Origin of the sequence: Arthrobacter sp. SAFR-023 (assembly GCF_051965295.1) — a bacterium.
Taxonomy (GTDB): domain Bacteria; phylum Actinomycetota; class Actinomycetes; order Actinomycetales; family Micrococcaceae; genus Arthrobacter.
The window spans coordinates 66,687-83,594 of record NZ_JBQCMF010000012.1 but is presented as its reverse complement, the minus strand read 5'-3'; the positions used below and the strand labels follow the sequence as shown (position 1 = coordinate 83,594).

Genomic DNA, 16,908 nt, shown 5'->3' with positions numbered 1-16,908 from the left:
TCATGGAACCCCTCCACCTCCGTACCGCCGGCACCAGCCTGCTAATCGGCTTCAGCAGCGGGGAGGCCGAGGTCATCCACTGGGGCGCCAAACTTGACAGCCGGCTGCCGGACCTCGCCATCCTCACCGAAGCCGTCCCGCCCTCCGCGATCGACGCCACGGTCCCCACCGGCCTGCTGCCCCAGGCATCGTCCAGCTGGCGCGGGCGTCCGGCCCTGCGCGGCCACCGGATTGCCGACGGCGTTTCGGGCCTGGACTTCTCCGTCCGCCTGCGCGCCCTGCACACGGCGGTGAACGGCAACTCCGCTGTCATCGTCCAAGAGGACGCGGACGCCGGTATCACCGTTGAGTCCACGCTCACGCTGCACGACGGCGGGCTGCTGGAACTGCGGCACACCGTCACCAACACCGGAACGTCGCCGTTCCAGGTCGACGAGCTGGCCGCTGTCCTGCCGGTGGCTCCGGACGCCGTCGAGCTTCTGGACCTCACCGGACGCTGGTGCCGGGAACGGCACCCGCAGCGCCGCCCCGTCCAGCAGGGAACCTGGGTCCGCACCGGGCGCCACGGGCGGACCGGGCACGACTCCTCGCTGCTGTTTGCTGCCGGCACGGCCGGTTTCGGCAACCGCCACGGCAGGGTATGGGCAACCCACCTCGCCTGGAGCGGCAACCACGAAGAGTTCGCGGATACCCTGGCCGACGGCCGCACCATGATCGGCGGCTCGGAGCTGCTGGGCCCCGCTGAAGCCATCCTCGGTCCCCGTGAGAGCTACACCACCCCTGCGCTCTTTGCAGCCTACTCGGACCGCGGCCTGGACGGGATTAGCGAGGCCTTCTACAGCTGGTTCCGTTCCCGGCCGCACCATGTCCTGCCGGCCGCTGCCACGGGCCTGCCTTCCGGAAAGCCACGTCCTGTGGTCCTCAACACCTGGGAAGCCGTCTACTTCAACCACGACCTCGACACGCTCATGGAGCTTGCCGGATCCGCTGCCGAGCTCGGCGTGGAGCGCTTCGTCCTGGACGACGGCTGGTTCCGCGGACGCCGCGATGACCACGCCGGCCTGGGCGACTGGTACGTGGACGAGACGCTCTGGCCCAACGGGCTCACGCCGCTGATCGAGGCCGTGACCTCGAGCGGGATGGAATTCGGCCTCTGGGTGGAACCGGAGATGGTCAACCTGGACTCCGACATTGTCCGGGCTCACCCGGAGTGGATCGTGGGACCTTCGGTTCAAAGCTACAAGGACGGCGGGCGCCTGCCCCTGGAATGGCGGCACCAGCACATCATCGATCTGGCCAACCCCGCAGCCTGGCAGTACATTTACGAGCGCATTGACGCCCTTTTGCGCGAGAACAACATCAGCTACCTCAAATGGGACCAGAACCGGGACCAGTTGGAGCACGGCCACACCGGGCGCTCCTCGGTCCACCAGCAGACCCTCGCCGCCTACCGGCTCTTCGAGGAACTCCGCAAAGCCCATCCCGGCGTCGAAATTGAAAGCTGCTCCTCCGGCGGCGCCCGCGTGGACCTGGGAATCCTGGAGCGCACGGACCGGATCTGGGCGTCGGACTGCAACGACGCCCTGGAACGCCAGATCATCCAGCGCTGGACCGGCCTGGTAGTCCCGCCGGAGCTCGTCGGGAGCCACATCGGCCCCACCACATCCCACACCACCGCCCGCACCCACGACCTGTCCTTCCGCGCCATCACGGCCCTTTTTGGCCACTTCGGCATGGAATGGGACGTCCGGCAGGTGCAAGGAGCAGAACGTGAGGAGCTCAGGCGCTTCATCGGCCTTTACAAGGAACACCGGGGGCTCATCCACAGCGGCAAGATGGTCCGCGCTGATGTCCCCGACGAGTCGCTGATGCTGCACGGCGTTGTCGCAGACACCCCAGCGGGAGGCAGTGTTTCAGCCGGCGCGGCCGGCACCGTTGCCGCCGGTACGACAGCGGCGCTGTTTGCTCTCGTGAGCACACGGACATCGTTCGCCGAACAGCCCGGACGGATCACCGTTCCAGGTCTGGAGGGCGGCCGTACCTACCGGGTGGAAGCAATTTACCCGGCGCCCGGTGACGCCGACTACGCCCACACGTTCACGCAGGCCCAGCCGCCGGCATGGCTGGCCTCGGCCGCCGAAGCCAGCGGCAGTTTCCTCGCCGAGATCGGCCTCCCCATGCCGGTCCTGAATCCGGAACACGCCCTGGTGCTGAAGTTCACGGCGCTCTAGCAGTCCACAAAACCCATCCGAAGACTGCCCCGTCGTGCCCCGGCCCCCCAAGGGTGGCCCGGGGCGTCGGGGCAGTCTTCGCCAGTCAAAATGGAAGGCGCATGAAAGTACTTGTCACAGGTGGCACCGGATACATCGGCTCCCACACAGTTCTGTCCCTGCAGGAAGCCGGCCACGACGTGGTGGTCATCGACAATCTGGTGAACTCCAGCGAGGAGTCGGTGCGCCGCGTCGCCGAGCTCAGCGGTAGGACGCCCGAATTCCACAACGTGGATCTCGTCGACGAAGCAGCCCTGGAAGACGTCTTTGCCGCCGCCGACTTCGATGCCGTCATTCATTTCGCCGGGCTCAAAGCCGTGGCCGAATCGGTCCGCGAACCCCTGAAGTACTATTACAACAACCTCGTGGGCACCCTCAACCTCATTCGTGCCATGGACCGCCATGACGTTCGCTCCCTCGTGTTCAGCTCCTCGGCCACTGTGTACGGGGAACATAACCCCGTCCCCTATGTCGAAAAAATGGAAATCGGCGCCAACAACCCCTACGGCAGAACCAAGGAACAGATAGAGGACATCCTTTCGGACCTCGGCGGCGCGGATCAGCGCTGGCGCATCGCCCTGCTGCGCTACTTCAACCCGGTGGGCGCCCACCCGTCCGGCCGGATCGGCGAGGACCCCCAAGGCATTCCCAATAACCTCGTGCCCTTCATCGCCCAGGTGGCCGTGGGGTGCCGTGAGAAACTGATGGTCTTCGGAGGCGACTACAACACGCCGGACGGCACGTGCCTGCGCGACTACATCCATGTCGTCGACCTCGCTGAGGGGCACGTTGCCGCCCTTAACCACGTGGCCGAACCCGCCGGCGTTTTCCGCTGGAACCTGGGCTCAGGCCAAGGATCCTCGGTGCTGGAGGTCATCAGGTCCTTCGAGAAGGCGGCGGGCCAGCCGATTCCGTACGAGGTCACCGCACGGCGGCCCGGTGACCTGCCAGCGTTCTGGGCTGACGCCACCTCGACACTTGCGGATCTGAGCTGGGCTACCACCAAGACCCTGGACCAGATGTGCGAGGACCACTGGCGCTGGCAGAAGAACAATCCCAATGGCTATGGCACCTGAAACCGAGATTCCCGCGGCCAACCCCGGCAGCCCTGCGGCCAGGGCAGCGGACGTGCATGTCCACGCCCAACAGTCCACAGGCATCCGGGAGGTTGCGGCGGCCGCCGGGGTTTCCACCGCCACCGTCTCCCGTGCCCTCCGGGGACTCCCCCGAGTCTCACAATCCACCCGCCAAAGAATCGAGGCTGCCGCAGCCAACCTCGGCTACGTCGCTTCTTCCGCGGCATCGGAGCTTGCGCGGCGCCGGGGTGACCGCAGGGCCACGCTCCCGGAGCAGCTGATGCGGGTACAACCTCCTGCGTCGGGCACCGCAGAATTCTCCCGGACCGGCTCCGTGGCCGCTCCCGGGCACCCTGCGTCACCCGGCCGGGGCACCATCGTCGTTGTCAACGGGCCCTTGACCGAGCCGGGCATACCGGACGAACGCGGCGTGCCAACGCCAGCCGGTATCGAGCAACTTGTCCAGTCAATCGCGTCGGCACACGGCTTCACTGTGTGCGTCAAGTCCTGCCAGTACGCACGCATGCCCGATGCTGTCCGGAGCGCCGCTGCCTCTGCCGTCGGAATTATCATCAACACGGGCAGCCTCAGCCCCGTATCAACCGAGCTGCACGCTGCGCTGGCCTCCGTGTCCGTTCCTACTGTCGAAATCCGCACCAACAACCTCCACCCCGGGAAAATTGGCAGCGGCCCTCCGTCCTTCGCCTGCACGGTCCTGATTTCCGGCGCGGGCATCTACGGCTACAAACTGGCCATCGACTACCTGGACTCAGCCGTCCAATCCATACGGGTTCAACCGGACACAGAGCGCTGGATGGCGACGGCAGCAGCGCCGCGTGCCCACTGATTGAACCCAAGGGATTCCAACCGGATATCGACTGGCCGGGCCTCAGGATCCCGGTCGGCGGCCATGGCTTCGTGCAGGGGCCCGTCAATCAGCTCCAGGATGCCTATTCCTTCTCCGGCCAGGACGACCGTATTCACCATGGCGAGATTCGCGACCGCGGCTATCATCCTGCCCAATGCGCGTCCTGCCGAGTTCACTACGTAGGCAGCAGCAGGATGGCCTTCCGCGGCCAGGCTGAGCACATCCTGGTATTCCACTGGCCGCCCCAGCGCGGAAGCCGTTTGCGAGCAGATGCTGTGGGTCGAAAGCAAAGCGGTGGAACAACCCCGGTGCCCGGCAACGCACAGGGGCCCGGCCGGATCGAGCGGAAAGTGCCCTCCAAGTCCCAGACCGGTGTCAGGGACGCTGATAACCCGGTTGTTGATGACCAAGCCGTAGCCAACTCCGGCACCGATGGTGATCAGGGCAAAGCTCTCGACCCCGCGGCCCACACCGAACCACTGTTCAGCAACGGTCAGGGCGACAACGTCGTTTTCGATGACTACCGGCAGCGCGAGCTCCTTCTCCAAGGCCGGCCGCAGTGGTACGTGGCGCCAGTCCAGAAATGGAGCGCGGAGCACAGTTCCGGCACCGTCGACATGTCCGCCGATGCTGATGCCGATCCCGGATACTGCAATCTCCCCCGATCCTGTCAGGGTGCGGACGCCCTCCGCCAAGGCATGGACCACGCCGTGCAGACTGCGGTCAGTGAGCTGAAGTTCCGAACTTTCCAGCTGTTCGGCCCTCATGTCGGTGAGCACCAAGGCGATTTTGTCGCCGGTGATTTTCGCGCCGATGAAGTGGTGGGACTCCTGCCGGATATCGAGGAGCCGGACGGGGCGTCCCACGGTGCCGTCGTTCACGAGCGGGCCCTCAACGAGGAGGCCTGCGTCTATCAGAGGTTTCCCTAACCTGGTGAGACTGGCCATCGACAAGCCGAGCCGTTCGGCCAGTTGCCCACGGGACATCGGGCCGTTAACGAGGACGGCACGGGTGAGTTCCCGTACGGATTCTTCAAGTTCCACACCAGCTCCTTAGCTGAGCACACCTGCTAGTTTATTTCATTCTGAAGCTAATCAGCTCAAAAAGCAGGACTTTCGACGCCACCCGGCCCCTAAAGTATATGACCTTTGACACAGGATTTGTTTTGCCGTAAAAATAAACCATGTCTTCTCCCCTCTATCACCTCCAAGCAGGCGGAACTTCGGTAATCGTCGATGCCTCCGTTGCCGGAATGCCTGCAATTCTTCACTGGGGCCCCGAGCTGGGTCCGCTCGGCCGGGATGAGCTGGACGCAATGAGCGCGGCCGCTAAACCCCAAAGGGTTTCAGGGGGAATTGACCACCCGGCCCGGCTCACGCTGCTGCCTCAGGAAGCCCAGGGCTGGCAGTTGGCCCCCGGGCTCTCGGGCCACCGCTCCGGTACCGGCTTCTCGCCTGACTTTCAGATCAGCGACATTTCCGGAACCGGCTTCTCACCGGACTTCAAGGTCACGGAAACCGCAGGGTCAGGCCGAAGCCTCACCATCACGGCAACGGATCCCCACGCGGCGTTGAGCCTGACCAGCCGGCTCGAAGTGACGGCATCTGGACTTTTCAAACAGCAGCAAACGGTGACCAACACCGGAGACGGCAGCTATGACCTTGGCTCACTCGCCCTGTTCTTTCCGTTGCCGCCCGCCGCTGCGGAAATCCTGGACACCACTGGGCGGCACCTGAAGGAACGTTCCCCGCAACGGCGGGATCTCACTGTCGGCGCACATGTGCGCGAAAGCCGGCGCGGGCGCCCCGGCGCCGACGCATCACTGCTCATGGCAGCCGGAACCAAAGGCTTCGGCTTCCGCAGCGGCCTGGTCCACGCCGTGCATCTGGCATGGAGCGGAAACCACCGCCTCAGCGCTGAGCGAAGCATCAACGCGCAGAACTTCCTCACAGCCTCCGAGCTCCTGCTGCCGGGGGAAGTGCGCCTGCAGCCAGGCGAGAGCTACAGCACCCCGTGGGCCATCGGTTCATGGGGCAACGGACTGGACGAACTTGCCGCACGCTTCCATGAGGACCTCCGGGCACGCCAACACCACCCCAGCTCTCCGCGTCCTGTCACGATGAACAGCTGGGAGGCCGTCTACTTCGACCATGACCTCCCCCGGCTGAAGGCAATAGCCACCGCCGCGGCTGCGGCAGGAGTGGAACGCTTCGTTCTCGACGACGGCTGGTTCCTGGGGCGCCGCGACGACACCGCGGGTCTTGGCGACTGGATTGTGGACAAATCGGTCTGGCCCGAGGGTCTCAGCCCGATCATTGATCACGTCCGCGGCCTCGGAATGCAGTTCGGGCTCTGGTTTGAGCCCGAGATGGTTAATCCGGACAGCGAACTGGCCCGGAGCCACCCCGAATGGATGCTGCAGGTCAACGGGCGGATGCCCGTTTCAGCCCGCCAGCAACAGGTCCTGAACCTGGCCCTTCCGGCAGCCTGGGAGTACATTTTCCAGGCGATGCACAGCATTCTGGATGAGTACCCGATCGACTACATCAAGTGGGATCACAACCGTGACCTGCTTGACCCCGCCAGCGCGGCATCGGGCCAGGCAGCGGTGCACGCCAACACGCATGCCGTGTACCGGCTGATGGAAGCACTCAAGGAACATCACCCCGGCCTGGAAATCGAGTCCTGCGCCTCCGGCGGGGCACGGGTCGACCTGGGCGTGCTGGACAGGACGGACAGGATCTGGACAAGCGACTGCATTGATCCGCTAGAACGGCTGGACAACCAGGCCTACACAGGGCTCCTTGTCCCCTACGAACTAATGGGAGCCCACATCGGCGGACCTGCCTCCCATTCCACGCGCCGCAGCCACAGCCTCGACTTTCGCGCCGCCACCGCCCTCTTCGGCCACTACGGCATCGAATGGGACATTTCCGGCCTCCCACCGGAGGAACTGGCTGCGTTGCGCGGCTGGGTGGACTTCCACAAGGCGAACCGGTCCCTCTTCCACACCGGCCGAAGCGTGCATTCGGATCATCCGGACCAGTCCGCCGACCTCAGGGGTGTGGTGGCCAAAGACCAGCAGCGGGCCGTCTTCATCTACACGCAGCGCAGTGCCAGCGTCACCTACCCGTCCGGGGCGTTCACGCTGCCGGGCCTGGATCCGGACACCCTCTACTCGGTTGCCCTCAGCGCACCGCTGACCGACGCAGCCAGCCCGGGACAGTCGGCGCTGGAATGGGCCCAGAAACCCGTGCTCCTCAGTGGCCGCGTCCTCGAGACCGTCGGGCTGCAGGCACCTGTGCTCTTCCCCGAAACCGCCGCCATCATCACCGTTGAATCCGCGGGCGGCCCGGCAACGCCGCTCACCCCGGCCTCCATCAGGACCAAGGACTAACACATGTTCCAGCTCAAGCAAGGGCGGGCTAAAGCCCTCACCGCCGCACTTGCCGCAGCATTGCTGGCCGGCTGCGCCCCGCCACCGGCGGGAAACGAGGTCACGCTCAATTTCTTTCAGTTCAAACCCGAAGCAATACAGGAATTCGCCGGTCTCATCGACGAGTTCGAGGCAGCGAATCCCGGTATCCGGGTGCTGCAGAATAACGTCCCCGACCCGGATACGGCCATTCGAACCCTCCTTGTGAAAGACAAGACACCGGATGTGCTGACCCTTAACGGAAACGCCAGCTTTGGCCTCCTCGCGAAAGCCTGCGTGTTCGCCGACCTCAGCAAGGAACCCTCAGCAAAAGAGGTCCTTCCCGCTGTGCAGGACATCCTCAACGCCAACGGTCGCTGCAATGACTCGGAGATCAACGGTCTTCCCATGGCGAACAATGCCAGCGGCATCCTGTACAACCCCGAACTCTTCGCCAAGTACGGGGTTTCCGTTCCCCGGACCTGGGACGAGCTCATTGCGGCGGCCGAAACGTTCAAGGCCCATGGCGTCGCACCGTTTTACATGACCCTCAAAGACGCCTGGACCACCTCCCCGGCTCTGGTAAATCTTGCCGCCCAACTGCAGCCCGAAGGATTCTTTGACCGGCTGAACGCGGCCGGCGCCGACCGGGCCAACAGCCCCGTATCCTTCAGCAAGGATTACCAGGAAGTTGCCGACAAGCTGCTCCGGCTCTTCAAGTACGCCCAGCCGGGCGCGATCGGAGTGGACTACGCGTCAGGCAACAAGGCCTTCGCCGACGGCAAGGCCGCGATGTACCTCAATGGCAGCTTCGCCGTGCCAGCCATCCGAGCCGCTAACCGGGACGCAAAAATCGCCTCCTTTCCCTACCCCGTGACGAACGATGCCGCCCACACCACCGTGGTGTCCGGCGTCGACGTCGCACTGGCCATGGGCAGGGAGACACCGCACCGGGCTGAAGCGCAAAAATTTATCAACTTCCTCATGTCCAAGGAAGTGATTGACAAGTACGCCAAAAACCAGAGCGCCTTCGCCCCCATCAAGTCAGCTGCGCCGCAACAGGACCCGGCCCTGAAGGGCCTGGCCAGCTACTTCACCGCCGGGAAGGTCGCCGGCTACATGGACCACCGGCTGCCGCCGAGCATTCCGCTGGTCAACATCACCCAGCAGTTCGTCCTGGACGCCGATAAATCCCGCTACCTGAACACCTTGGACAACGAATGGTTCAAGATCGCCGCCCGCACGCCCAAACGAGGTGACCAGCAATGACGCATTCCACCAAGGCCTTCTACTGGATGGCCGTTCCCGCGCTGGTTCTTTTCGTTACCCTGCACACCGTCCCGGTGGTCACCGGCATGTTCTTCAGCCTCACGGACTACGCCGGCTACGGAAAATGGAACTTCGTGGGCCTGCAGAACTACCTCAGCCTTTTCAAGGATGACCGGGTCCTGGCCTCCTACGGATTCACTTTCCTGTTCGCCATCACGGCGACAGTAATCGTCAACGTGCTGGCACTGGGCGTCGCCATGCTGCTGAACGCCAAGATCAAGTTCCAGACGGCATTCCGGGGCCTGTTCTTCATTCCCAACGTCCTGGCGATCCTCGTCATCGGTTACGTCTTCAACTTCATCTTCTCCAATTCGCTCCCCCTGCTGGGCCAATCGCTGGGGATCGACTGGCTTTCGACGTCCATCCTGGCCAACAAGGACCTCGCGTGGCTGGGCATCGTGGCAGTTTCGGCCTGGCAGTCGATCGCGTTCAGCGTCATCCTGTACCTCGCCGGGCTGCAGACCATCCCGGCGGAGCTGTACGAGGCGGCGGGCCTGGACGGAGCCAGCTATTGGCGGCAGTTCAGCTCCATCACCTTTCCGATGATCGGGGCGTTCTTCACCATCAACATGGTGTTGGCGCTCAAGGGCTTCATGCAGGCTTTCGACCAGATTGTCGCACTGACCGGCGGCGGCCCCGGCACTTCCACCGAATCCGTCTCCATGGTCATCTTCCGAGGAGGCTTCCAAGGCGGGGAATTCGGCTACCAGATGGCCAACTCAGTTGTTTACCTGCTGGTGATCGTGGCGGTGTCCCTGATCCAGCTCCGGACACTCCAGCGCAAAGAGGCGGACTTCTAATGACTACAACCGAGACCGCAGCATCAGCCCGAACCGTACCGGATACCCGCGGCCTGCGGCGCCGAGGCCGGCTGAGCGACGGCGTGAACTGGCCGCTGACAGCCCTGGCAGCGGTCCTCGCGCTGACCGTGCTCATCCCGCTGTACCTCACGGTCGTCACCGCACTCAAGACCCCGGACCAACTAGGCGGCTCCGGCTTCGAGTTGCCCACCCGCGTCCGGTTGCAGAACTTCTCCGATGCCTGGAACCTGACCAACTTCCCCCGCGCCCTGCTCAACTCAGCTATCGTCACCGTGGGTGCAGTGGTCCTGACCATCCTGTCCAACTCCTTGGTGGCCTACGCCATTGCACGGAACCTGCACAAGCGCTTCTTCAAGTTCCTCTACTACTTCTTTGTCGCGGCACTCTTCGTGCCGTTTCCTATCATCATGCTGCCGGCCACCAAGGAAACCGCACTCCTCGGCCTCGACAACCCCGTGGGACTGTTCCTGCTCTACACGGTCTACGGGCTCAGCTTCAACGTCTTCGTCTACACCGCTTTCATCCGCTCCATCCCCCGCGAGCTCGAGGAAGCGGCAACCATGGACGGGGCATCCACCTGGGGCATCTTCCGCCGCATCATCTTCCCGCTGCTCACGCCGATGAACGCGACCGTAGGAATCCTCACTTGCCTCTGGGCGTGGAACGACTTCCTGCTGCCCCTCGTCATCCTCTCGGACCCCGCAACGCGCACGCTCCCCTTGGCGCAATACGTGTTCCAAAGCCAGTTCAACACCAACTACACAGTGGCCTTTGCTTCCTACCTGATGGCCCTGGCGCCCCTGCTGCTGGTCTACCTCTTCGCGCAACGCTGGGTGATTTCCGGCGTCATGCGAGGCTCCATCAAATGACACCAGCCGCTACCCAAACAGCCGGTCTCAAACTGCCCTGCGCGGGCAGCACCACACTCCTTGCTTCTCCGGCACAACCAGGACCCGCTCCAAAGCCACTACTGCAAGTGCCCCTTTTGTAAATATCGCCGACCAACCAATCACCTGTTCACAGCGGCAGGCAACGAATAGGCCCTCGAGGAAGGACACAACCGACATGGGACCCCAACTCGCGCACCGGGAAGTTCGAATTCCCTGCCCCAGCCAGCTCGAAGAGCTATTGAACGCCGCAGAGAACGACTTGCGAACGCGTGCCATTTGCCGTGGAACACATGGCATTTTGGTGACTAGGCGCCGGCGCGACCTCTACCTGCTCGAACTCAGTGATCAAGTTCCTTACGGCCTCACCTACGAAAAGGACTCAGCGCTCTAGGGCTCACGAGACGGTGCAGAGAAACACCCGAACGGCTACAACCGACAGACAAAGGAACGTAAATGAGACGCGCCAAAATCGTGGCTACGTTCGGCCCGGCAATCGCCAGCTATGAAAACACCCTCGCGGTGCTGGAAGCCGGCGTTGATGTAGCCCGCATGAACATGAGCCACGGCGACTACACCGTGCACGACAACGCGTACGAGAACGTCCGAAAGGCAGCCGCGGAACTGGGTAAGCCGGTTGCGGTCATGGCGGACCTCCAAGGTCCCAAGATCCGCCTGGGCCGGTTCATCGACGGCCCCCACGCTCTGGGGGTCGGTGACACGTTCACGATCACCACCGAGGATGTTCCCGGAACCAAAGTCATCTGCTCCACCACCCTGAAGAGCCTCACCGAGGATGTCAACGTGGGCGACGCCCTCCTGATCGATGACGGGAAGGTAGCGCTCCGCGCTGTTGAGGTCGACGCCGTCAAGGTCATCGCCGAGGTGACCGTCGGCGGTATGGTGTCCAACAACAAGGGCATCAACCTTCCGGGGGTGGCCGTCAACGTTCCCGCCCTGAGCGAGAAGGATGAGGACGACCTTCGCTGGGCCATGCGCCGCGGTGTCGACCTGGTGGCCCTGTCCTTCGTACGCGATGCCGCTGACATCATTCGCGTCCACGAGATCATGGATGAAGAAGGCCGCCGCGTGCCAGTCATCGCCAAGATCGAAAAGCCGCAGGCGGTCGAGCAGCTTTCCGAAATCATCGACGCGTTTGACGCAATCATGGTGGCCCGCGGTGACCTTGGCGTCGAGCTGCCGCTGGAGGAAGTGCCCATCGTTCAGAAGCGGGCCGTCGAACTGGCCCGCCGCTGGGCCAAACCGGTCATCGTGGCAACCCAGGTCCTGGAGTCCATGATCGACAACCCGCGCCCGACCCGCGCCGAGGCCTCGGACTGCGCCAACGCAGTGCTCGACGGTGCCGACGCGGTTATGCTCTCCGGCGAGACCAGCGTGGGCAAGTACCCCATCGAAACCGTCAAGACCATGGCCCGGATCATCGAGTCCACCGAGGTCCATGGCCTCGAGCGCGTTCCTCCACTGGGCACCAAGCCCAAGACCCGAGGCGGTGCCATCACACGTGCCGCCGTCCAAATAGCTGACCAGCTGGACGCCAAGTACATTTGTGCGTTCACGCAGTCCGGTGACTCCGCCCGCCGTCTCTCACGACTGCGCCCGATCAAAACGGTCTTCGCCTTCACTCCGGTGGAGCAGGTCTGGAACCAGCTGGCGCTGACCTGGGGCATCCAGCCGGTGCTGGTGAAGATGGTGGACCACACCGATGAGATGACCGCTCAGGTTGATCGCAGCCTGCTGGAAATGGACCTCATTGAGGACGGCGACCTGGTAGTTATTGCCGCCGGTTCGCCTCCCGGAAAGGCTGGTTCCACCAACTCGCTGAAGGTGCACAAGGTGGGCGACCTCGCCGATTCAACCCGTACTGGCAGAGCCACCAACAACAAAGAAAAGCTCGGCCCCTGGCCGGAAAAGAAGAAAAGGCCCTAGCCTTCAAAGAACGAGAGGAGGATCCGGTTAGCCGCATCCTCCTTTCGCCTTTGCCAGGAAAGCAAAAGCAAACCTGCAGCGGCGGAGGGCGTGTACCTATCCTGAACCATCGGTGCCGCTCTCCCGTCGGAGTCGGAGGAAGGCCGAAGGCATTGCCTGTCAGCGGCTTCCATCGAGACGCTTCAAGCGCCGGCGTTAGATCCCGGAAGCGCATATCGTTGGCGGCCGTCAGACTGGAGTACACCCCAACCTGATGTCAGGCCACCGCCTAAAAAGCGTCAGAATAGGGTCTGATAATGCATCTCCTGACGCACCCATTCGAAGGTCTCAGACCCCAACCTGACACTTTCGCAACTGGAGGCTCCCCGGATGAGTAGCGGCAGCCCGCAGGCGACTCTAAACTTCCGCCGCCGGCGCCGCGAACTGCGCCTCGTACAGCCGCGCATATGCCCCACCCGCAGCGAGCAGTGAAGCGTGCGTCCCCTGCTCCACGATCTGGCCGGCCTCCATCACCAGGATGAGGTCGGCGTCACGGATGGTGGACAGGCGGTGCGCAATAACGAACGAAGTCCTATCCGAACGCAAAGCGCTCATCGCCTTCTGCACCAGCAGCTCCGTGCGGGTGTCAACGGAGGAAGTCGCCTCGTCGAGAATCAATACGGAAGGCCGGGACAGGAACGCCCGGGCAATCGTCAGCAGCTGCTTCTCCCCTGCCGACACGTTGGAGCCCTCGTCCTCGAGCACCGTGTCGTACCCTTCCGGCAGGGCACGCACGAACCGGTCCACGTACGTCGCCTGCGCCGCCTCCACGATCTCGGCCTCCGACGCCGACGGCCGGCCGTACGCGATGTTGTCGCGGATCGTCCCCCCGAACAGCCACGTATCCTGCAGCACCATGCCCATCCGGGAGCGCAGCTCGCGCCGCGGGACAGAGGTGACGTCCACGCCGTCGAGCGTTATCCGCCCCGCATCCAGCTCGTAGAACCGCATCATCAGGTTCACCAGGGTGGTCTTGCCCGCCCCGGTGGGGCCCACGATCGCCACCGTCTGCCCCGGCTCGGCCACCAAAGAAAGGGAGGAAATCAGCGGCTTGTCCGGTGAATAGGAGAACGAGACGTTCTCAAACACGAGCCGGCCCCGCCCGCCGTCGAACGGACGGCCGCCGTCGAACGAACGGCCGGAGGCCGCAACAACAGAAGCAGGATCCGCCGACTGCTCCTCCTCATCCAGCAGCTCGAACACCCGCTCCGCGGACGCCACCCCGGACTGCAGCAGGTTGGCCATCGAGCCCAGCTGGGCCAGCGGCTGGGTGAACTGCCGCGAGTACTGGATGAACGCCTGCACGTCGCCCAGCTGCATCGCCCCGGACGCCACCTGCAGCGCACCCACCACCGCGACCCCCACGTACACCAGGTTCCCGATGAACGTCAGCGCCGGCATGATCAGGCCGGAAATGAACTGCGCGCCGAAGCTCGCCTCGAACAACTCCGCGTTCTTCTGCCGGAACCGCTCCTCCACCTCCCGCTGCCGGCCGAACACCTTCACCAGCGCGTGCCCCGTGTACGTCTCCTCGATCTGCCCGTTCAGCTCCCCCGTGTGCTTCCACTGCGCCACGAACAGCTTCTGCGAGCGCTTGGCGATCAGCGCGGTCGTCACCAGCGTCAGCGGCACCGTCACCAGCGCAATCACCGCCAGCACCGGCGAGAGCAGGAACATCATCACCAGCACGCCCGCCACCGTGAGCAGCGACGTGACCGCCTGGGAGATGGACTGTTGCAGGCTCTGCGAGATGTTGTCCACGTCGTTCGTCACCCGGCTGAGCAGCTCGCCGCGCTGGATCGAGTCGAAATACCGCAGCGGCAGCCGGTGAATTTTCGCCTCGATCCGCTCCCGCAGCCGGTACACGGTCCGCTGCACCACGCCGTTGAGCACGTACGCCTGGATCCAACCGAACGCCGACGCCAACACATACAGCGCCAGCGCCCACAGCAGCACGTTTGCGAGCGCCGCGAAGTCGATCCCCGCCCCCGGCGTCAGCGTCATCGCCCCGATCATGTCCGCCTGCGCGTTCTGCCCGGACGCCCGCAGCCCGGCGATCACCTGCTCCTTGCTCACCCCGGCCGGCAGGTTCCTGGACACCACGCCGGCGAAGATCAGGTTGGTGCCCTCACCCAGCAGCCGCGGCCCGGTCACCGAAAACGCCACGCTTACGACGGCGAGCGCCAGTACCAGCGCCAGCCACGCCCGCTCGGGGCGCAGCTCCCCCAGCAGCCGCCGGGCCGACGGCCCGAAGTTCAGCGCCTTCTCCGCCGGCACGTTCATCCCGGCGAACGGTCCGCCGCGTCCCGGTCCCATCGGCGGACGGGGCGGGCGTCCGACGGCGGCGGCCCCGGTTTCCGGGACCGGTCCCGGCCGCGTGGGGGTGCTTCGCCCGCTCATGCCGCCTCCTCCGCCGCCAGCTGCGAGGACACGATTTCGCGGTACGTCTCCGAACTCTCCAGCAGCTCACTGTGCGTTCCGCGCCCCACGATCCTGCCGCCGTCGAGCACCAGAATCTGGTCCGCGTCCACGATGCTGGAGACGCGCTGCGCGATGATCACCAGCGTGGCGCCGGCGGTATCCCGGTGCAGCGCCCGCCGGAGCCGGGCGTCCGTGGCGGTGTCCAGCGAGGAAAACGAGTCGTCAAAGATGTACAGCTCGGGCCGCTTCACCAGCGCCCGGGCGATCGCCAGCCGCTGCCGCTGCCCGCCGGACACATTGGTGCCGCCCTGCGAGACGGGCGCGTCCAGGCCGCCCTCCATTTCGCGCACGAAGTCCTCGGCCTGGGCGGTGGCCAGCGCGTGCCACAGCTCCTCCTCGGTGGCGTCCGGCTTGCCGTACAGCAGGTTGCTCCGCACCGTTCCGGAAAACAGGTAGGGACGCTGCGGCACCAGGCCGATGTGTCCCCACAGCAGGTCCGGGTGCAGCTCCCGCACGTCCACGCCGCCCATCAGCACCGACCCCGAGGTGGCGTCGAAGAGCCGCGGCATGAGGTTCACCAGGGTGGTCTTCCCCGAGCCCGTGCTGCCGATGACCGCCGTTGTCCGCCCCGCCGGGGCAGTGAAGCTGATGCCGCTCAGGACCGGCCGCTCGGCACCAGGGTAGGCGAATCCGACGTCACGCATTTCCAGCTCACCGCGGGAAGTGCCGGTTCCAGTCCCGGTGCCGCCGTCCCCGGAAGTGAACACCACCGGGTTCACCGGCGGCCGCACGGACGACTCCGTCTCCAGCACCTCCCCGATCCGGTCCGCCGAGACTGCAGCGCGAGGGATCATCACGGCCATAAACGTGGCCATCATGACGGACATCAGGATCTGCAGCAGATAGCTGAGGAACGCCACCAGCGTGCCCACCTGCATGGAGCCGTCCTCGATCCGGAACGATCCGAACCAGATCACCGCCACGCTCGAGACGTTGAGCACCAGCATCACCACGGGAAAGGCGAGCGCCATCAGCCGCCCGGCCCGCAGCGCCGTGTCCGTGACGTCCGCGTTGGCGCCCGCGAACCGCTCCGTTTCCAGGTCCTCGCGCACGAACGCCCGCACCACCCGGATGCCCGCCAGCTGCTCGCGGAGCACCCTGTTGACGGCGTCGATCCGCAGCTGCATCAGGCGGAACAGCGGCACCATCCGGCTGATGATCACCCCGACTCCGAGCAGCAGCGCCGGCACGCTCACGGCAATCAGCCAGGACAGCTGGGCATCCTGCCGTACGGCCATCACCACGCCGCCGATGCTGAGCATGGGCGCGGCCACCATCAGCGTCGCGGACATCAGCACCAACTGCTGCACCTGCTGGACGTCGTTGGTGGACCGGGTGATGAGGCTGGCCGGGCCGAACCTGGTGACCTCCTGCTCGGAGAACCCGCCCACCCGGGTGAAGATCGCCATGCGCAGGTCCCGCCCCATGCCCATCGCCGCTTTGGCCCCGAAGTACACCGCCGTCACCGCGCACGCGATCTGCAGCAGGGTAATGAACAGCATGAGGCTGCCGACGCGCAGGATGTAGCCGGTGTCCCCCGTGGCCACGCCAAGGTCGATGATGTCCGCGTTCAGGGTGGGGAGATACAGGGAGGCAATGGACTGAGCCAGCTGGAAAACGACGACGGCGATCAGCAGCCGCCGTTGCGGCTGCAGGTACCGGACAAGAAGCTTCCACAGCATGCAGGCCCTCGCAGCAGGTCCTCGAAGTGATCGGAAGGCCAGTTTACGTCCGGCGGCTTGGGGCAGCCTGTAGGCTGGGGCCATCGGCGGAAT

General features: G+C 64.7%; 11 protein-coding genes. 8 read left to right on the top strand and 3 right to left on the bottom strand.

The window, feature by feature from the left end; genetic code table 11:
- Positions 1-2: 2 nt before the first annotated feature.
- From ACTHQX_RS13990 to ACTHQX_RS13980, 3 genes are all read left to right on the top strand, one after another.
- Positions 3-2,231 carry an alpha-galactosidase gene (locus ACTHQX_RS13990; protein ID WP_440157836.1) on the top strand — a complete coding sequence of 743 codons (2,229 nt, stop codon included), beginning with the start codon at positions 3-5 and terminating at the stop codon, positions 2,229-2,231.
- 101 nt (positions 2,232-2,332) lie between these two features.
- On the top strand, positions 2,333-3,346 hold the full coding sequence (galE, locus tag ACTHQX_RS13985) for a UDP-glucose 4-epimerase GalE (RefSeq protein ID WP_440157835.1): 1,014 nt from the start codon (positions 2,333-2,335) through the stop codon (positions 3,344-3,346).
- On the top strand, positions 3,330-4,193 hold the full coding sequence (locus ACTHQX_RS13980; RefSeq protein ID WP_440174607.1) for a LacI family DNA-binding transcriptional regulator: 864 nt from the start codon (positions 3,330-3,332) through the stop codon (positions 4,191-4,193). Before galE ends, ACTHQX_RS13980 begins: the two co-directional genes overlap by 17 nt.
- Here the strand turns inward: ACTHQX_RS13980 and ACTHQX_RS13975 are convergent.
- The gene (locus ACTHQX_RS13975; protein WP_236805306.1) at positions 4,139-5,257 is read right to left on the bottom strand and encodes an ROK family transcriptional regulator; all 1,119 of its coding nucleotides are present in this window, start codon (positions 5,255-5,257) and stop codon (positions 4,139-4,141) included. The genes ACTHQX_RS13980 and ACTHQX_RS13975 overlap by 55 nt on opposite strands.
- Before the next feature lie 140 nt (positions 5,258-5,397).
- Between ACTHQX_RS13975 and ACTHQX_RS13970 the strand changes: the two genes are divergently transcribed.
- The 5 genes from ACTHQX_RS13970 to pyk all read left to right on the top strand — a co-directional run bounded on the left by ACTHQX_RS13970 (position 5,398) and on the right by pyk (position 12,613).
- A complete protein-coding gene (locus ACTHQX_RS13970) occupies positions 5,398-7,611 on the top strand; it encodes an alpha-galactosidase (RefSeq protein ID WP_440157833.1) in 2,214 nt (737 codons plus the stop codon).
- Positions 7,612-7,614: 3 nt separating this feature from the next.
- Positions 7,615-8,898 (top strand): ABC transporter substrate-binding protein, encoded by a 1,284-nt coding sequence (locus ACTHQX_RS13965; protein WP_440157832.1) that lies wholly within the window; start codon positions 7,615-7,617, stop codon positions 8,896-8,898.
- The gene (locus tag ACTHQX_RS13960; protein ID WP_236805309.1) at positions 8,895-9,758 is read left to right on the top strand and encodes a carbohydrate ABC transporter permease; all 864 of its coding nucleotides are present in this window, start codon (positions 8,895-8,897) and stop codon (positions 9,756-9,758) included. Before ACTHQX_RS13965 ends, ACTHQX_RS13960 begins: the two co-directional genes overlap by 4 nt.
- Positions 9,758-10,648 (top strand): carbohydrate ABC transporter permease, encoded by an 891-nt coding sequence (locus ACTHQX_RS13955; RefSeq protein ID WP_236805310.1) that lies wholly within the window; start codon positions 9,758-9,760, stop codon positions 10,646-10,648. Before ACTHQX_RS13960 ends, ACTHQX_RS13955 begins: the two co-directional genes overlap by 1 nt.
- A gap of 474 nt (positions 10,649-11,122) precedes the next feature.
- On the top strand, positions 11,123-12,613 hold the full coding sequence (gene pyk, locus ACTHQX_RS13950) for a pyruvate kinase (protein WP_440157831.1): 1,491 nt from the start codon (positions 11,123-11,125) through the stop codon (positions 12,611-12,613).
- 396 nt (positions 12,614-13,009) lie between these two features.
- Here pyk and ACTHQX_RS13945 read toward each other — a convergent pair whose 3' ends face one another.
- Together ACTHQX_RS13945 and ACTHQX_RS13940 are read right to left on the bottom strand one after the other, a co-directional pair.
- Positions 13,010-15,052 (bottom strand): ABC transporter ATP-binding protein, encoded by a 2,043-nt coding sequence (locus tag ACTHQX_RS13945; RefSeq protein WP_440157830.1) that lies wholly within the window; start codon positions 15,050-15,052, stop codon positions 13,010-13,012.
- Positions 15,049-16,815, bottom strand: coding sequence for an ABC transporter ATP-binding protein (locus tag ACTHQX_RS13940; protein WP_440157829.1), 1,767 nt, complete (start codon positions 16,813-16,815; stop codon positions 15,049-15,051). Before ACTHQX_RS13940 ends, ACTHQX_RS13945 begins: the two co-directional genes overlap by 4 nt.
- Between the last annotated feature and the right edge of the window lie 93 nt (positions 16,816-16,908).